14 protein-coding genes and 1 pseudogene are annotated in these 17,115 nt (G+C 48.6%); 11 read left to right on the forward strand and 4 right to left on the reverse strand.

Annotated elements, in window-relative coordinates; all coding sequences use genetic code 11:
- The first annotated feature begins 18 nt into the window (after positions 1–18).
- The 5 genes from ACJHX7_RS17185 to ACJHX7_RS17205 all read left to right on the forward strand — a co-directional run bounded on the left by ACJHX7_RS17185 (position 19) and on the right by ACJHX7_RS17205 (position 7,076).
- On the forward strand, positions 19–2,325 hold the full coding sequence (locus tag ACJHX7_RS17185; protein WP_000476126.1) for a DUF2773 domain-containing bactofilin: 2,307 nt from the start codon (positions 19–21) through the stop codon (positions 2,323–2,325).
- A 170-nt stretch (positions 2,326–2,495) separates the two neighbouring features.
- Entirely contained in the window at positions 2,496–3,101 is a 606-nt protein-coding gene (locus ACJHX7_RS17190) for a CDP-alcohol phosphatidyltransferase family protein (RefSeq protein ID WP_000177518.1), read from the forward strand.
- The gene (locus tag ACJHX7_RS17195; protein ID WP_000890921.1) at positions 3,101–3,997 is read left to right on the forward strand and encodes a phosphatidate cytidylyltransferase; all 897 of its coding nucleotides are present in this window, start codon (positions 3,101–3,103) and stop codon (positions 3,995–3,997) included. Before ACJHX7_RS17190 ends, ACJHX7_RS17195 begins: the two co-directional genes overlap by 1 nt.
- Positions 3,998–4,012: 15 nt before the next feature.
- The gene (locus tag ACJHX7_RS17200; RefSeq protein ID WP_410231668.1) at positions 4,013–5,770 is read left to right on the forward strand and encodes a bifunctional alpha/beta hydrolase/class I SAM-dependent methyltransferase; all 1,758 of its coding nucleotides are present in this window, start codon (positions 4,013–4,015) and stop codon (positions 5,768–5,770) included.
- Positions 5,771–5,783: 13 nt separating this feature from the next.
- Positions 5,784–7,076 carry a phosphatase PAP2/dual specificity phosphatase family protein gene (locus ACJHX7_RS17205; RefSeq protein ID WP_024179513.1) on the forward strand — a complete coding sequence of 431 codons (1,293 nt, stop codon included), beginning with the start codon at positions 5,784–5,786 and terminating at the stop codon, positions 7,074–7,076.
- 53 nt (positions 7,077–7,129) lie between these two features.
- On the opposite strand, the gene azoR is transcribed toward ACJHX7_RS17205, so the two are convergent.
- The gene (gene azoR, locus ACJHX7_RS17210) at positions 7,130–7,735 is read right to left on the reverse strand and encodes an FMN-dependent NADH-azoreductase (protein WP_000048962.1); all 606 of its coding nucleotides are present in this window, start codon (positions 7,733–7,735) and stop codon (positions 7,130–7,132) included.
- A 200-nt stretch (positions 7,736–7,935) separates the two neighbouring features.
- On the opposite strand from azoR, the gene hrpA reads away from it, so the two are divergent.
- The 3 genes and pseudogenes from hrpA (at position 7,936) to aldA (ending at position 14,532) form a co-directional block, all read left to right on the forward strand.
- Entirely contained in the window at positions 7,936–11,838 is a 3,903-nt protein-coding gene (gene hrpA, locus ACJHX7_RS17215; RefSeq protein WP_094030099.1) for an ATP-dependent RNA helicase HrpA, read from the forward strand.
- A 271-nt stretch (positions 11,839–12,109) separates the two neighbouring features.
- Positions 12,110–12,910 (forward strand): DUF218 domain-containing protein YdcF, encoded by an 801-nt coding sequence (ydcF, locus tag ACJHX7_RS17220; RefSeq protein ID WP_094030098.1) that lies wholly within the window; start codon positions 12,110–12,112, stop codon positions 12,908–12,910.
- A 196-nt stretch (positions 12,911–13,106) separates the two neighbouring features.
- A pseudogene (gene aldA / locus ACJHX7_RS17225) lies at positions 13,107–14,532 on the forward strand (aldehyde dehydrogenase).
- Positions 14,533–14,572: 40 nt separating this feature from the next.
- Here aldA and gap read toward each other — a convergent pair.
- Positions 14,573–15,574, reverse strand: coding sequence for a type I glyceraldehyde-3-phosphate dehydrogenase (gene gap / locus ACJHX7_RS17230; RefSeq protein WP_094030096.1), 1,002 nt, complete (start codon positions 15,572–15,574; stop codon positions 14,573–14,575).
- A 188-nt stretch (positions 15,575–15,762) separates the two neighbouring features.
- Between gap and cybB the strand changes: the two genes are divergently transcribed.
- The 3 genes from cybB (at position 15,763) to yncP (ending at position 16,805) form a co-directional block, all read left to right on the forward strand.
- Positions 15,763–16,293, forward strand: coding sequence for a cytochrome b561 (cybB, locus tag ACJHX7_RS17235; protein WP_001317803.1), 531 nt, complete (start codon positions 15,763–15,765; stop codon positions 16,291–16,293).
- A gap of 244 nt (positions 16,294–16,537) precedes the next feature.
- Positions 16,538–16,711 carry a hypothetical protein gene (locus ACJHX7_RS17240; protein WP_000731851.1) on the forward strand — a complete coding sequence of 58 codons (174 nt, stop codon included), beginning with the start codon at positions 16,538–16,540 and terminating at the stop codon, positions 16,709–16,711.
- 25 nt (positions 16,712–16,736) lie between these two features.
- Complete coding sequence (gene yncP / locus ACJHX7_RS17245) at positions 16,737–16,805, forward strand: hypothetical protein (RefSeq protein WP_212591405.1); 69 nt, start codon at positions 16,737–16,739, stop codon at positions 16,803–16,805.
- On the opposite strand, the gene hokB is transcribed toward yncP, so the two are convergent.
- Together hokB and ACJHX7_RS17255 are read right to left on the reverse strand one after the other, a co-directional pair.
- On the reverse strand, positions 16,783–16,932 hold the full coding sequence (hokB, locus tag ACJHX7_RS17250) for a type I toxin-antitoxin system toxin HokB (RefSeq protein ID WP_001309484.1): 150 nt from the start codon (positions 16,930–16,932) through the stop codon (positions 16,783–16,785). The genes yncP and hokB overlap by 23 nt on opposite strands.
- A gap of 99 nt (positions 16,933–17,031) precedes the next feature.
- The coding region (locus ACJHX7_RS17255; protein WP_088551278.1) for an IS3 family transposase at positions 17,032–17,115 on the reverse strand (84 nt) is incomplete at its 5' end.

Raw genomic sequence — 17,115 nt, forward strand, 5'->3', positions numbered from 1 at the left:
TAATGGCATGGAGTGCATATGTTTAAGCCCAGGATTTGCAGCTGGATAGGTTTACTTCCCCTGTTTATCCTGAGTCTTCCAGTACAGGCGGAACTTCGATGTGTTGCAAATGCAGTTGATATTGAACCATTTTTTTCTGCGGCTACCGCTGAAGATAAACAGCAAATTGAACAAGCTATCAATAGTAGCGTGAATCTTGTCCCCGTCGGTTTATCTGCACCGGACTGGAAAGTGCATCGTGGCAATTTAGTGGTGGAAGGTAATATAGAGAGTAATGAAAAATTGATTGTTCTTGGCAATTTGACAGTCAAAGGAAATATTTCCACTTTCTCTCTTTCTAATCCATGGGTTATTCTCGGTGATGTGACGGCAACGAATATAGTTACGGATTCACCACTGTTAATTACCGGTTCGATAAATGCAAGTGGACTGGTATTTATCGACTCATATTACTATAATCCGTCTACGATTAAGGGGAGTATTAATGCGCGCGGGATATTTATCAATGACATAATTGCACCTGTTGTTGTGTCTTCGACAAATAGTGAATTCATGGTCCGAGCGGGAGACAAAAATGACACTGAAAATGTCAAAAAAGCGCTAACGATAATAAATCCTGATGCATATTATTGGGGCCTAATAAATGATGAAGATGCTCTGAAAGAAATTTTTAAGCGAAGCAATATTCGCATGGCAGGGAATGTCTGTAATCAGATGAAAAAAGAAGCGCTGTTTCGCCCTAAGCCTTCTCCTGAATTAGTGCAGGAATTGCAAATGCTGGATGAAGGCAACGTTGCTGCATTTGAAGGACGAGACATTGCGACATTTGATCTTGCCATAATGCGAACTCTCCCAAGGCTTAAAGGAATTTCAGTTAACCTACGCAAACAACTTATTAATAGCAATGATGAACAAACGATTGAAAGTATGGCGAGATATATGCCTGACAATGAGATTCTGGAGTTGACCGATCAGCAATTGGGTTACCAGCCTGTTGTTCTGGGTTTGCTCAACCGTGAACCGCTCGCTGTCGAAATAATGACGCGAATGAGTCGTCTACCTGATGGTGCCGGTCCGTTGAATCTTGCGCTACGTGAAAATCTCCCTCTGGATATCGTCATGACTCTGGCGAAAAGAGATTGGGATATGATCATTCAGGAGCTTTATAAAGATGCGTGGTTATTGCCCGAATCCATTATTGATGGCTATATCCGCAGTGATGATTCCTCTATTCGTCAGGTCGGTGCTGGAGGACAACTCACCTACAATCAGGCAATGCAGTTGGCGAACGATTCATCAAACGATGTTGTCACAAACTTAGCGTTCAAGCTGGCAGAGATTAAACACCATGGTCAATTGTTGCGGATGACGCCACAAGAGAGTGACAAAATAGCAGTATATTTACACCAAAAATTCGAGAATGACGATGATCTAATACGTGTGTTATTTTTAGCATTGCCAGATAACTTACAGTTTAATTTTGTTAAAAAGATGGAGAAAAAATTTCCTGCCTATTTTTGCTGTCGGGATATGCAGATAATTCACTCTGACGCTGCTTTACAACGGTTATTGACACGTTTCAACGATCCTGCAGGGTGGAGTAATCTGGCGAAAAATCAGTATCTGAGTACGGCGATGAAACAAAAAATTTGGCATCGCGCTTTATCGCATCGAAAAAATAATCCGAAAGCAGATTCTGCAGCATATGAAACCAGCGCTGATATGATTTTGTCTGAGCTGATTAGCCACGGTGAAGTTGATGACCAGATGCTATTAAATGCCACCTCTCTGATACGTTCGGAAGGCTGGGACTTTTTAGAGAGTGCATTAGTTAGTTGGGATAATTTACCCGCTGTTGTCCTCAAGGAATTACAGCAAAATATGCCACGCAATGATATTTGGGCGAAGTTTTTTCTGAGGCAGGAAAACAGCTCTCGTGCGCAGGTTAACGAAGCGTTACGTGTTTATTATGCACTTGACCCCGATGCGTTAGCGCAACTGGATAAACTGGCAAAACAACCGGATCGTATATGGTGGAGTACGCTGGCGAAAAGCAATCTTACATTTTTCAAGTTCGGCGCACTTAACAATCGCCATACACCGTCTGCGGCACTGGCGGCAGAAATTGATCCCGAGTGGTGGATTATGGCGATGAATAATCCCCGTTTCCCAGTTGATGTATTGAAGGCGAGGCTGAAACGTGATCCTTTGCTGGCGTTAGAGCTTGTTAAACCTGAACTGGATTTAGTCCGCCAGCTGGCGCTTAATGGTAAGACGCGCGCAATACGGGAACAAGCGATGAGAAAACTTGATGAGTTGTATTGAATAACAGCGTAATATTTTTTAACCCTTTGATTAATTGGGGATAATCATTCCTGACAGTGAGTCCCCAATACCTTGATATATTCTGAATTTTTAATGAAGCGGCGTGTTGCGATATCTCCGTCAGGGGAATTGATGCACCATAGCGCAAACCGAATTATCAAGGATTGATAATGACGCTCTACCAGATAAAACCGCTCTTTCAGTCGCTGTTAAGGCCGACGATGTTTTGGCTTTATAAGCACCACGTTACAGCGAATCACATCACTCTTGCTGCACTGGCGCTTTCTCTTCTTACCGGATTGCTGTTGATGTTGGTGGCACAACCCATCCTCTTTTTGCTATTGCCTATCGTGCTTTTTATCCGTATGGCGCTCAATGCGCTGGATGGCATGTTGGCGCGTGAGTGCAATCAGCAAACACGTCTGGGGGAGATTTTGAATGAAACTGGCGATGTTATTTCCGATATTGCGCTCTATTTACCGTTTTTATTTTTACCGGAAAGTAACGCATCACTCGTAATAATCATGTTATTTTGCACCATATTGACTGAGTTTTGTGGTTTACTCGCGCAGACGATTAACGGTATTCGCAGTTATGCCGGTCCATTTGGCAAAAGCGATCGCGCGTTAATATTTGGTCTGTGGGGGCTAGCCGTTGCCATTTATCCACAGTGGATGCAATGGAATAATCTTTTATGGGGCATTGCTTCAATTCTGCTTATCTGGACTGCGATTAATCGTTGTCGAAGTGTGCTTTTTATGAGTGCTGAAAGATAATGCTGGAAAAATCTCTGGCAACACTTTTCGCGTTGTTAATTTTAGCAACGCTGATAAACCGTTTTCTGATATGGCGGTTACCGGAGAGAAAAGGGGGTGAGGTTACATTACGTATTCGTACCTGGTGGGGCATCGTCATTTGTTTTTCAATGGTGATTTCAGGTCCACGCTGGATGACGTTGACGTTTTTTGCGCTGATAAGTTTTCTGGCATTGAAAGAATATTGTACGCTTATATCTGTACATTTTCCGCGTTGGTTATATTGGGGTATTCCTCTTAACTATTTGCTTATCGGTTTTAATTACTTTGAGCTGTTTCTGTTATTTATACCTTTGGCTGGGTTTCTGATATTAGCCACCTGGCGAGTTTTTGTGGGTGACCCCTCCGGTTTTCTGCATACAGTGAGCGCCATTTTTTGGGGCTGGATAATGACCGTTTTCGCCTTGAGTCATGCCGCCTGGTTGTTAATGTTGCCAACCATAAATATCCAGGGCGAGGCGTTACTGGTGTTATTTCTTTTGGCATTAACCGAGTCAAACGATATTGCACAGTATTTATGGGGGAAATCCTGCGGCAGAAGAAAAGTGGTCCCCAAAGTCAGCCCGGGAAAAACGCTGGAAGGTCTGGTGGGGGGCGTCATCACCACCATGATTGCGTCACTGATTATTGGACCGTTGCTGACACCGCTAAATACATTACAGGCATTATTAGCGGGTTTGTTAATTGGTATTAGTGGTTTTTGCGGCGATGTAGTGATGTCAGCCATCAAACGAGATGTTGGTGTTAAAGATAGCGGAAAACTATTACCAGGACATGGCGGACTCCTTGACAGGATTGACTCATTAATTTTCACTGCCCCGGTATTTTTTTATTTTATTCGCTACTGCTGTTACTGAAGGAAAATAGAGAAAATGGAAAATCCACGCATCCCTGGGGAATATTTTTTTACTACCAGTGATAATACAGCGTTGTTTTATCGGCACTGGCCCGCTTTACAGCCCGGGGCGAAAAAGGTCATCGTCTTATTTCATCGCGGTCAAGAACATTCCGGGCGTCTACAACATCTCGTTGATGAACTGGCGATGCCAGATACTGCTTTTTATGCATGGGATGCCCGAGGGCATGGACAAACGTCAGGGCCGCGTGGTTATAGCCCATCTCTTGCGCGTTCAGTGCAGGATGTCGATGAATTTGTCCGTTTTGCTGCCAGCGACAGCCAGGTCGGACTGGAAGAGGTGGTTGTGATCGCGCAAAGCGTCGGCGCAGTGATGGTTGCTACATGGGTTCATGATTATGCGCCTGCTATTCGCGGGCTGGTGCTGGCTTCTCCGGCCTTTAAGGTTAAATTGTATGTGCCGCTGGCACGTCCTGCGCTGGCGTTATGGCATCGTCTGCGTGGTCTGTTTTTTATTAATTCCTATGTGAAAGGACGCTATTTGACCCACGATCGGCAACGGGTGGCAAGTTTCAATAATGATCCGCTGATCACACGGGCGATTGCCGTCAATATCTTGCTCGATCTCTATAAAACGTCTGAACGTATTGTTAGCGATGCGGCGGCGATTACGCTCCCCACGCAACTTCTGATATCAGGCGATGACTATGTGGTGCATCGCCAACCGCAGATTGATTTTTATCAGCGTTTACGTAGCCCTCTCAAAGAGCTGTATCTGCTGCCAGGCTTTTATCACGACACGTTGGGTGAAGAGAACAGGGCGCTGGTATTTGAAAAAATGCAAAGCTTTATTAGTCATTTATATGCTAACAAGTCACAAAAATTTGATTATCAGCATGAAGGCTGCACAGGACCATCAGCGGATCGATGGCGGCTACTTTCAGGTGGACCCGTGCCATTATCGCCGGTTGATTTGGCGTATCGCTTTATGCGTAAAGCGATGAAATTGTTCGGGACGCACTCTGCGGGCCTGCATCTCGGAATGAGCACCGGCTTTGATTCAGGCAGTTCGCTGGATTATGTCTATCAAAATCAACCGCAAGGTAGTAACGCATTCGGGCGCTTAATCGACAAAATCTACCTGAACAGTGTTGGCTGGCGCGGTATTCGCCAGCGCAAAACCCATTTACAAATACTGATTAAACAAGCCGTTGCCGATCTCCACGCCAAAGGTTTAGCCGTCCGCGTGGTTGACATTGCCGCAGGGCATGGGCGCTATGTACTGGATGCGCTGGCAAACGAGCCTGCCGTAAGCGATATTTTGTTACGTGATTACAGCGAGTTAAATGTTGCACAGGGGCAAGAGATGATTGCTCAACGGGGAATGTCTGGGCGGGTGCGTTTTGAACAGGGCGATGCGTTTAACCCGGAGGAACTCAGCGCGTTAACTCCGCGGCCTACGCTGGCGATTGTCTCTGGACTGTATGAGCTTTTTCCCGAAAATGAGCAGGTAAAAAACTCACTCGCAGGTCTTGCCAATGCCATCGATCCGGGGGGCATTCTCCTCTACACCGGGCAGCCGTGGCACCCACAACTGGAGCTGATTGCCGGGGTGTTAACCAGTCATAAAGATGGTAAACCGTGGGTAATGCGCGTGCGTTCGCAAGGGGAGATGGATTCGCTCGTGCATGATGCCGGATTCGATAAATGCACACAACGGATTGATGTGTGGGGCATTTTTACGGTTTCGATGGCGGTGCGTCGTGACAACTGAACGCCGGAACGTATTGCTACAAGGAGCTGGCTGGTTATTGTTGCTGGCCCCGTTTTTCTTCTTCACATATGGATTTCTTAATCAGTTCACCGCGACTCAGGATCTTAACAACCATGATATCCCCAGTCAGGTATTCGGTTGGGAAACGGCGATCCCTTTTCTTCCCTGGACTATTGTTCCTTACTGGAGTCTGGATCTTTTATATGGATTTTCGCTGTTCATTTGTAGCTCGACATTTGAGCAGCGCCGTCTGGTTCACCGGCTTATTCTGGCAACGGTAATGGCCTGCTGCGGTTTTTTTCTCTATCCGCTGAAGTTTAGTTTTATCCGTCCTGAAGTGAGTGGGGTGACAGGATGGCTATTTTCGCAACTTGAACTGTTTGATCTGCCCTATAACCAGTCTCCTTCGCTGCATATTATTCTCTGCTGGCTACTTTGGCGTCACTTTCGTCAGCATCTGGCTGTGAGGTGGCGTAAAGTCTGCGGCGGATGGTTTTTACTCATCGCCATTTCGACGCTGACGACCTGGCAGCATCATTTTATTGATGTCATCACGGGGCTGGCGGTAGGTATGTTAATTGACTGGATGGTGCCCGTAGACCGTCGTTGGAATTATCAGAAACCTGATCAACGTCGAATCAAAATAGCACTGCCATATGTCGCAGGCGCGTGCTCGTGCATTGTGTTGATGGAGCTAATGATAATGCTTCAGTTATGGTGGTCAGTCTGGTTATGTTGGCCAGTATTATCGCTATTCATTATTGGCCGTGGGTACGGTGGGCTTGGCGCGATAACAACAGGTAAAGATAGTCAGGGGAAACTCCCGCCCGCCGTTTACTGGCTGACATTGCCATGGCGCATCGGGATGTGGCTGTCTATGCGTTGGTTTTGTCTTCGCCTTGAGCCAGTGAGCAAAATTACTGCTGGTGTTTATTTAGGGGCGTTTCCACAACATATTCCGGCACAGAATGCGGTTCTGGACGTCACCTTTGAATTCCCTCGCGGACGAGCCACAAAAGATCAACTCTATTTTTGTGTACCGATGCTGGATCTGGTGGTTCCGGAAGAGGGGGAGCTCCGACAGGCCGTGGCGATGTTGGAAACATTACGCGAAGAGCAAGGCGGCGTTCTGGTCCATTGCGCGTTGGGATTATCGCGCAGTGCGCTGGTGGTGGCGGCATGGCTGTTATGTTACGGACATTGTAAAACCGTTGATGAAGCGATTAGTTATATTCGAGCCAGACGCTCGCGGATTGTGCTTAAGGAAGAGCACAAAGCGATGCTGAAATTATGGGAAAACAGGTAAGCGGATTGAGATGTGGACTGAATATCTACAGTCCACATCAAAATAGTGTCCGGTTATGCAGCAACAATACTGTCGATGGCTGCTTTCGCGTCAGACTGTGCTTTCGCTGCCATTTCCGGGCCGTACGCGATCCCTTCGGCGAAGACAAATTTCACATCGGTAATGCCGATAAAGCCCAGGAATGTGGACAGATACGGCGTTACCAGATCCGTTGGGCCATCTTTATGGATCCCACCGCGGCTGGTAATCACGATGGCTTTTTTACCCGTTACCAGACCTTCCGGACCGTTCTCGGTATAGCGGAAAGTAACGCCTGCACGTGCAACCAGGTCAAAATAGTTTTTCAACTGAGTCGAGATGTTGAAGTTATACATCGGTGCCGCAATAACGATAACGTCGTGGGATTTCAGCTCGGCAATCAGCTCATCGGAAAGCGCCAGCGCTTCCTGCTGACGCGGAGTCAGCGGCGCATCGCTCGGACGCAGCGCACCAACCAGTTCGCCATCCAGCACCGGAATCGGATTTGCAGCCAGGTCGCGAACGGTGATTTCATCAGCGGAGTGCTTTTCGCGCCATTGTTCAACAAAATAATCGGACAACTGATTAGACTGAGAGTACCCTGCCAGGATGCTGGATTTAAGAACTAATACCTTGCTCATGGTGTTTCCTTATAGATGTTTGAATGGGCGATGCCCCGTTGCTTGCTGACACTTTATTCACAATCCTGCCACAGAGATAGCGCAATAAATCGAAGCCTATGTTCGAATTTATTGAACAACGCATAGAAAGCCGCGATGTGGTACTCTATATCTATCATTTAAAAGAAAATTAATCAGGCAGCCTACTGCCCACTAACGTTATGACAGAACAACAAAAATTGACCTTTACGGCCTTGCAGCAGCGGCTGGATTCGCTGATGCTGCGCGACAGACAGCGTTTTTCTCGCCGTCTGCACGGTGTTAAGAAGGTTAAAAATCCTGATGCACAACAGGCCATTTTCCAGGAGATGGCGAAAGAGATTGACCAGGCGGCAGGGAAAGTACTGCTGCGTGAAGCGGCACGACCGGAAATCACTTATCCCGACAATTTGCCGGTTAGTCAGAAAAAGCAGGACATTCTCGACGCGATTCGTGATCACCAGGTGGTGATCGTCGCCGGGGAAACCGGTTCCGGTAAAACGACTCAGCTACCGAAAATCTGTATGGAGCTGGGGCGCGGTATTAAAGGGCTGATCGGTCATACCCAACCGCGTCGCCTGGCGGCACGAACGGTGGCTAACCGTATTGCGGAAGAGCTGAAAACGGAGCCGGGCGGTTGCATCGGTTACAAAGTGCGTTTCAGCGATCACGTAAGTGATAACACGATGGTCAAGCTGATGACCGACGGTATCCTGCTGGCAGAGATCCAGCAAGACCGCCTGCTGATGCAGTACGACACCATCATTATTGACGAAGCGCACGAACGCAGCCTGAATATCGATTTTCTGCTCGGCTATTTGAAAGAGTTGCTGCCGCGGCGTCCTGACCTAAAAATCATTATTACTTCCGCGACTATCGACCCGGAACGCTTTTCGCGCCACTTTAATAATGCGCCGATTATCGAAGTCTCCGGTCGGACCTATCCGGTGGAAGTGCGCTATCGCCCGATCGTTGAAGAAGCTGATGACACCGAGCGCGATCAGTTGCAGGCGATTTTTGACGCCGTAGACGAACTGAGCCAGGAAAGCCCTGGCGACATTCTGATCTTTATGAGCGGTGAGCGGGAAATTCGCGATACCGCCGATGCGCTGAACAAGCTAAATCTGCGGCATACCGAAATCTTGCCGCTTTATGCGCGGCTTTCGAACAGCGAACAGAACCGCGTCTTCCAGTCGCACAGTGGACGGCGCATTGTGCTGGCGACCAACGTCGCGGAAACCTCGCTGACCGTACCGGGTATTAAATACGTTATCGACCCCGGTACAGCGCGTATCAGCCGCTACAGCTATCGCACCAAAGTGCAGCGTTTGCCGATTGAACCCATTTCGCAGGCGTCTGCCAATCAGCGTAAAGGCCGCTGTGGTCGTGTGTCCGAAGGGATCTGTATTCGTCTCTATTCCGAAGACGATTTCCTTTCGCGCCCGGAATTTACCGATCCGGAGATTCTGCGTACCAACCTGGCCTCGGTTATTTTGCAGATGACTGCGCTGGGGCTGGGCGATATCGCTGCGTTCCCGTTTGTTGAAGCACCGGATAAACGCAATATCCAGGATGGCGTGCGTCTGCTCGAAGAACTGGGCGCGATCACCACGGATGAACAGGCCAGCGCCTATAAACTGACGCCGCTCGGTCGCCAGCTCTCGCAGTTGCCTGTCGACCCACGTCTGGCGCGTATGGTGCTGGAAGCGCAAAAACATGGCTGCGTGCGTGAGGCGATGATTATCACGTCCGCGCTCTCCATTCAGGATCCGCGCGAGCGTCCGATGGATAAACAGCAGGCATCGGACGAAAAACATCGTCGCTTCCACGACAAAGAATCCGACTTCCTCGCGTTTGTAAATCTGTGGAATTATCTTGGCGAGCAGCAAAAGGCGCTTTCTTCCAACGCCTTCCGTCGCCTGTGTCGTACCGATTATCTCAACTATCTGCGCGTGCGCGAATGGCAGGATATCTACACCCAGTTGCGCCAGGTGGTGAAAGAACTTGGCATTCCGGTTAACAGCGAACCGGCGGAGTATCGTGAAATTCACATTGCGTTGCTGACGGGTTTACTTTCCCATATCGGCATGAAAGATGCCGATAAACAAGAATATACCGGCGCACGTAACGCGCGTTTCTCCATTTTCCCCGGTTCCGGCTTATTTAAAAAGCCGCCGAAATGGGTAATGGTGGCGGAACTGGTAGAAACCAGCCGCCTGTGGGGGCGTATTGCTGCGCGTATCGACCCTGAATGGGTAGAACCCGTTGCTCAGCATTTGATTAAACGCACCTACAGCGAACCGCACTGGGAACGGGCGCAGGGCGCGGTGATGGCAACGGAAAAAGTCACTGTTTATGGTTTGCCGATTGTTGCTGCGCGCAAGGTCAACTACAGCCAGATCGATCCGGCGTTATGTCGTGAACTCTTTATTCGCCACGCTCTGGTGGAAGGTGACTGGCAGACGCGTCACGCATTCTTCCGTGAAAACCTGAAACTGCGGGCCGAAGTGGAAGAGCTGGAACACAAATCACGTCGCCGCGATATTCTGGTTGATGACGAAACGTTGTTTGAGTTCTACGACCAGCGCATCAGCCACGATGTAATCTCCGCTCGTCACTTCGACAGCTGGTGGAAAAAAGTCAGCCGCGAAACGCCTGATTTGCTCAACTTTGAAAAGAGCATGTTGATCAAAGAAGGGGCGGAAAAAATCAGCAAGCTGGATTATCCGAACTTCTGGCATCAGGGCAATCTCAAGCTGCGTTTGAGCTATCAGTTTGAGCCCGGCGCGGATGCTGACGGTGTGACTGTGCATATCCCGCTGCCGCTGCTTAATCAGGTAGAAGAGAGCGGGTTTGAATGGCAAATCCCCGGCCTGCGTCGTGAACTGATCATCGCACTGATTAAATCGTTGCCGAAACCGGTACGCCGTAATTTTGTGCCTGCACCAAACTACGCCGAAGCGTTTTTAGGCCGCGTCACACCGCTGGAGTTACCGTTGCTCGACAGCCTTGAGCGCGAGTTACGGCGGATGACCGGTGTTACCGTTGACCGCGAAGACTGGCACTGGGATCAGGTGCCCGATCACCTGAAAATCACCTTCCGTGTGGTGGATGACAAAAACAAGAAGCTAAAAGAAGGGCGCTCTCTACAAGATCTGAAAGATGCGCTGAAAGGCAAAGTGCAGGAAACGCTGTCTGCGGTGGCGGATGACGGTATCGAGCAGAGCGGCTTACATATCTGGAGTTTTGGTCAGCTGCCGGAAAGCTACGAACAGAAGCGTGGCAACTACAAAGTGAAGGCGTGGCCAGCGCTGGTGGATGAACGCGACAGCGTGGCGATCAAACTGTTTGATAATCCGCTGGAACAAAAGCAGGCAATGTGGAACGGTCTTCGCCGTCTACTGCTGCTGAATATTCCATCGCCGATCAAGTATTTGCATGAAAAGTTACCGAACAAAGCCAAGCTGGGGCTGTACTTTAACCCGTATGGCAAAGTGCTGGAGCTGATCGACGACTGTATCTCCTGCGGGGTGGATCAACTGATCGACGCCAATGGTGGCCCGGTCTGGACGGAAGAAGGCTTTGCTGCGCTGCATGAGAAAGTGCGTGCCGAACTGAACGACACGGTGGTGGATATTGCGAAGCAGGTCGAGCAAATTCTTACGGCAGTGTTCAATATCAACAAACGTCTGAAAGGGCGGGTGGATATGACCATGGCGCTGGGGCTTTCTGACATTAAAGCGCAGATGGGCGGGCTGGTGTATCGCGGTTTTGTGACTGGTAACGGCTTCAAACGGTTGGGCGACACGCTGCGTTATTTGCAGGCGATTGAAAAACGACTGGAAAAACTGGCGGTTGATCCGCATCGTGACCGTGCTCAGATGCTGAAAGTCGAAAACGTCCAGCAGGCGTGGCAGCAATGGTTCAACAAACTACCGCCTGCACGTCGTGAGGATGAAGACGTGAAAGAAATACGCTGGATGATAGAAGAGCTGCGCGTCAGCTATTTTGCCCAACAACTCGGTACACCTTATCCGATTTCAGATAAGCGTATTTTGCAGGCGATGGAGCAGATTAGCGGTTAACGCGGCTATTTGCCTGATAAATCTAAAACCCGGTAAGCATTTAGCGCCGGGTTCTTTATTAATTCTAAAACGGTAAGGGCAAAAATTCGGGAATTCTGAAAAATACAATTCTCTGCTGCAAGATGAATAATGTTTATCTACAGCATTTCCTTAAAAGATATGTCAGGCTTGCGGAGTGGCGGTTAAGGAAATACGACTTCCTCCTTTCAGAGTGCTCCGCTTCTCACTATTATCTCACGTAGTATTCTTAAGGGAACGATAAGGAGGAACCATGAACATTACCCCGTTTCCGACGCTTTCGCCGGCAACCATAGATGCCATAAATGTTATCGGACAGTGGCTGGCGCAGGATGATTTCTCCGGTGAGATGCCGTATCAGGCCGATTGCGTGATCCTTGCAGGCAATGCGGTTATGCCGACTATCGACGCGGCATGTAAGATTGCTCGCGATCAGCAAATTCCTTTACTGATTAGTGGTGGTATCGGTCACTCGACAACTTTTTTGTATAACGCCATCGCACAGCATCCGCACTACAACACTATCCGCACCACCGGCAGAGCAGAAGCTACCATTCTGGCGGATATCGCTCATCAGTTCTGGCACATTCCGCATGAAAAAATCTGGATTGAAGACCAGTCAACAAACTGCGGTGAAAACGCACGCTTTAGCATCGCGCTATTGAATCAGGCCGTAGAACGAGTTCACACAGCTATCGTTGTACAGGACCCCACCATGCAGCGGCGCACGATGGCGACGTTCCGCCGTATGACCGGGGACAATCCCGATGCACCACGCTGGTTGAGTTATCCCGGATTCGTTCCTCAGTTAGGAAATAACGCAGACAGTGTAATCTTTGTTAATCCGTTGCAAGGATTATGGCCGGTTGAGCGTTATCTATCGCTACTCACTGGCGAGCTGCCGCGTTTACGCGATGATAGCGATGGCTACGGCCCCCGCGGGCGAGATTTTATCGTTCACGTTGATTTTCCGGCAGAAGTCATTCAGGCATGGCAAACGCTGAAACACGATGCGGTGCTCATCGAGGCGATGGAAAGTCGCTCGTTACGTTAAAAATTGCCCGTTTGTGAACCACTTGTTTGCAAACGGGCATAACTCCTGCCTTTTATTTCTGCCTCTTATTCCTTTTACACTTGTTTTTATGAAGCCCTTCACAGAATTGTCCTTTCATGATGCCGTCTCTCTGATGATTGATGTTAATTAACAATGTATTTACCAAAAACAAACATATAAATCACAGGAGTCGCTCATGTCAGTACCCGTTCAACATCCTATGTATATTGATGGACAGTTTGTTACCTGGCGTGGAGACGCATGGATTGATGTGGTAAACCCTGCTACAGAGGCGGTCATTTCCCGCATTCCCGATGGTCAGGCCGAGGATGCCCGTAAGGCAATCGATGCAGCAGAACGTGCACAACCAGAATGGGAAGCGTTGCCTGCTATTGAACGCGCCAGTTGGTTGCGCAAAATCTCCGCCGGGATCCGGGAACGTGCCGCTGAAATCAGTGCGCTGATTGTCGAAGAAGGGGGCAAGATCCAGCAGTTGGCTGAAGTCGAAGTGGCTTTTACTGCGGACTATATCGATTATATGGCGGAGTGGGCACGGCGTTTCGAGGGCGAGATTATTCAGAGAAAATATCCTTCTGTTTAAACGTGCGCTTGGCGTGACTACCGGCATTCTGCCGTGGAACTTTCCGTTCTTCCTCATTGCCCGCAAAATGGCTCCCGCTCTTTTGACCGGTAATTCCATCGTCATTAAACCCAGTGAATTTACGCCAAACAATGCGATTGCATTCGCCAAAATCGTTGATGAAATAGGCCTTCCGCGCGGCGTGTTTAACCTTGTACTCGGGCGTGGTGAAACCGTTGGGCAAGAACTGGCGGGTAACCCAAAGGTCGCAATGGTCAGTATGACAGGCAGCGTCTCTGCAGGTGAAAAGATTATGGCGACTGCGGCGAAAAACATCACCAAAGTGTGCCTGGAATTGGGGGGTAAAGCACCGGCTATCGTAATGGACGATGCCGATCTTGAACTGGCAGTCAAAGCCATCGTTGATTCACGCGTCATTAATAGTGGGCAAGTGTGTAACTGTGCAGAACGTGTTTATGTACAGAAAGGCATTTATGATCAGTTTGTCAATCGGTTGGGTGAAGCGATGCAAGCGGTTCAATTTGGTAACCCCGCTGAACGCAACGACATTGCGATGGGGCCGTTGATTAACGCCGCGGCGCTGGAAAGGGTCGAGCAAAAAGTGGCGCGCGCAGTAGAAGAAGGGGCGAGAGTGGCGTTGGGGGGCAAGGCAGTAGAGGGGAAAGGATATTATTATCCGCCGACATTGCTGCTGGATGTTCGCCAGGAAATGTCGATTATGCATGAGGAAACCTTTGGCCCGGTTCTGCCGGTGGTCGCATTTGACACGCTGGAAGAGGCTATCTCAATGGCGAATGATAGTGATTACGGCCTGACCTCATCAATCTATACCCAAAATCTGAACGTCGCGATGAAAGCCATTAAAGGGCTGAAGTTTGGTGAAACTTACATCAACCGTGAAAACTTCGAAGCTATGCAAGGCTTCCACGCCGGATGGCGTAAATCCGGTATTGGCGGCGCAGATGGCAAACATGGCTTGCATGAATACCTGCAGACCCAGGTGGTTTATTTACAGTCGTAATGAATGAAAGAGGCGGAGGTTTTTCCTCCGCCTGTGCTGGTCAGAGTTTGGCGAATTTTTCCAGGGTACGAATGAGTTGAGTGACGAAACCATACTCGTTATCGTACCAGGCGACGGTCTTCACCAGTTGTAAATCGCCCACTGCGGTGATTTCCGTTTGGGTCGCATCAAACACCGAACCGAAATGGCTGCCAATGATATCGGAAGAGACAATTTCTTCGTCGGTATAACCAAACGATTCGTTATCGGTTGTTGCTTTTTTAAGTGCGTTATTCACCTCTTCAGCAGTCACTTTTTTCCCCAGGATAGACACCAGCTCGATCACTGAACCTGTTTTCACTGGCACGCGTTGCGCATGACCTTTCAGTTTACCGCTCAGTTCCGGGATCACCAGACCAATGGCTTTTGCCGCCCCCGTAGTGTGGGGAATGATATTTTCTGCCGCTGCACGTGAAGCTCGTAAATCCTTCCCACGCGGACCATCCACCAGTGACTGGGTGCCGGTATAGGCATGAATGGTCGTCATCGTGCCGACTTCTATCCCGAAACTGTCATGCAAGGCTTTTGCCATCGGAGCAAGACAGTTAGTGGTACAGGATGCCACGGAAACAATGGTGTCGTTGCCATCCAGAGTGTCGTCATTGACGTTATAAACGATAGTTTTCATTTCACCGGCAGGGGCGGAAATCAACACCTTCTTCGCGCCAGCATCGAGATGCGCCTGAGATTTCTCGGCGGAGGTATAAAAGCCAGTACATTCGACAATGATTTCTGCGCCTTTCGCTTTCCACGGAATATTTTTAGCCTCTTTTTCGGCGTAAACCGCGATACTTTTCCCATCAACGATAAGTGAATCTTCCGTAAAATCAACGCTCCAGGGGAACGGTCCGTAGTTTGAATCATGTTTCAGCAGGTAGGCGAGAATTTTTGGGGAAGTGAGATCATTAATAGCGACAATGTCTATGTTGCTTTTGACTTCAAGTAATCGACGCAACACCAGTCGACCGATACGACCAAAACCGTTAATACCAACTTTACTCATGGTCTTCTCCTGTCAGGAACGTTCGGATGAAAATTGATCCTTTCCAGGCTTAGACCAGGATGGCGGGATGGGCAATCTACATTCTTGCAGTGAAACGTAACGTACTGAAAACGGGTGAACAATATTTAATGAAATTTTAAGAAAAGCCCGTTATGTTAACGGCAAATTATGTTAAAGCAGGAAATGTTATGGGAAATAAATACTCAAGGTTACAAATCAGCATTCACTGGCTGGTCTTTTTGCTGGTTATCGTAGCGTATTGCGCAATGGAGTTTCGTGGTTTCTTCCCACGTAGCGATCGGCCCCTCATCAACATGATTCATGTTTCCTGTGGCATCTCAATTCTCGTACTGATGGTGGTTCGTCTTTTGTTAAGGCTGAAATACCCAACCCCGCCGATTATACCTAAGCCAAAACCGATGATGACGGGACTGGCGCATTTGGGACATTTGGTGATCTATCTCCTGTTTATTGCGCTGCCAGTGATTGGTTTGGTGATGATGTATAACCGGGGTAACCCGTGGTTTGCGTTTGGTATGACGATGCCTTATGCATCAGAGGCCAATTTCGAACGGGTTGATAGCTTAAAGTCGTGGCATGAAACGCTGGCGAATCTGGGATACTTTGTCATCGGGTTGCACGCTGCGGCTGCACTGGCACACCACTATTTCTGGAAGGACAACACACTTCTACGCATGATGCCGCGTAAACGTTCCTGAAGGATATTTAAAGAAAACGCCTGTACTAAAACCGACCCGTGGTACAGGCGAAGAATACGGGTCTACATCGGAAGCGCCTATTATATTTATTTTTATGACAAATAAAACCATAATCCTGGTCCATACGTCCATCTGGCTTATCTTTAATCAATTCACCCGATCTTTGATCTCATCAACGGTATCAAAATAAACCAGCGTATAACGTTCAAATCGAACATAAGATTCGATAAACCATGGAGGTTATATGAAAAAACTGGCACTTATCTTGGTTATAGGAGCGCTTGTTTCCTTTTATGCCGATGCCGGGCGCAAACCCTGTTCTGGTTCGAAAGGGGGGATCTCACACTGTACGGCAGGCGGCAAATTTGTCTGTAATGATGGTTCTATTAGTGCATCGAAAAAAACATGCACTAACTGAAGTGTAAAAGGGGTGCCATGAGAAAATGAATCTGCTAGTCAGATGCGCGGGGAAAATACCCGCGCTTGCCCTTACCTGGACGTGCAGGCCATGAGCGCAGCAACCTCCTTATCACCGTCCCGGAACCGCAGTTCGTAGAGCGTTTGTCGGGTCAGGAGTGTGAATGTCAGAATCGTAATGCAGATAATGAGCAGACACACCACCAGAGGGTTGCGCTTCATAGCCTTTCTCCTTGCCGGATGGCGGGTAAGAGGCTAACATCTGAATTGCTTGGTTCATTCGTTGGCCTCGGTTTGTACTGACCCCAGAAAGTTGGACAGTTAAACACGAGGCATATAGGTCTGATTCCGATATTCAATTGGAGTCAGACCTTTTAATTTCAGGCTAATTCTTCTGCTGTTGTA

The sequence above is a fragment of the Escherichia sp. WS1451 genome (genome assembly GCF_046487365.1).
Classification (GTDB): Bacteria; Pseudomonadota; Gammaproteobacteria; order Enterobacterales; family Enterobacteriaceae; genus Escherichia; species Escherichia coli.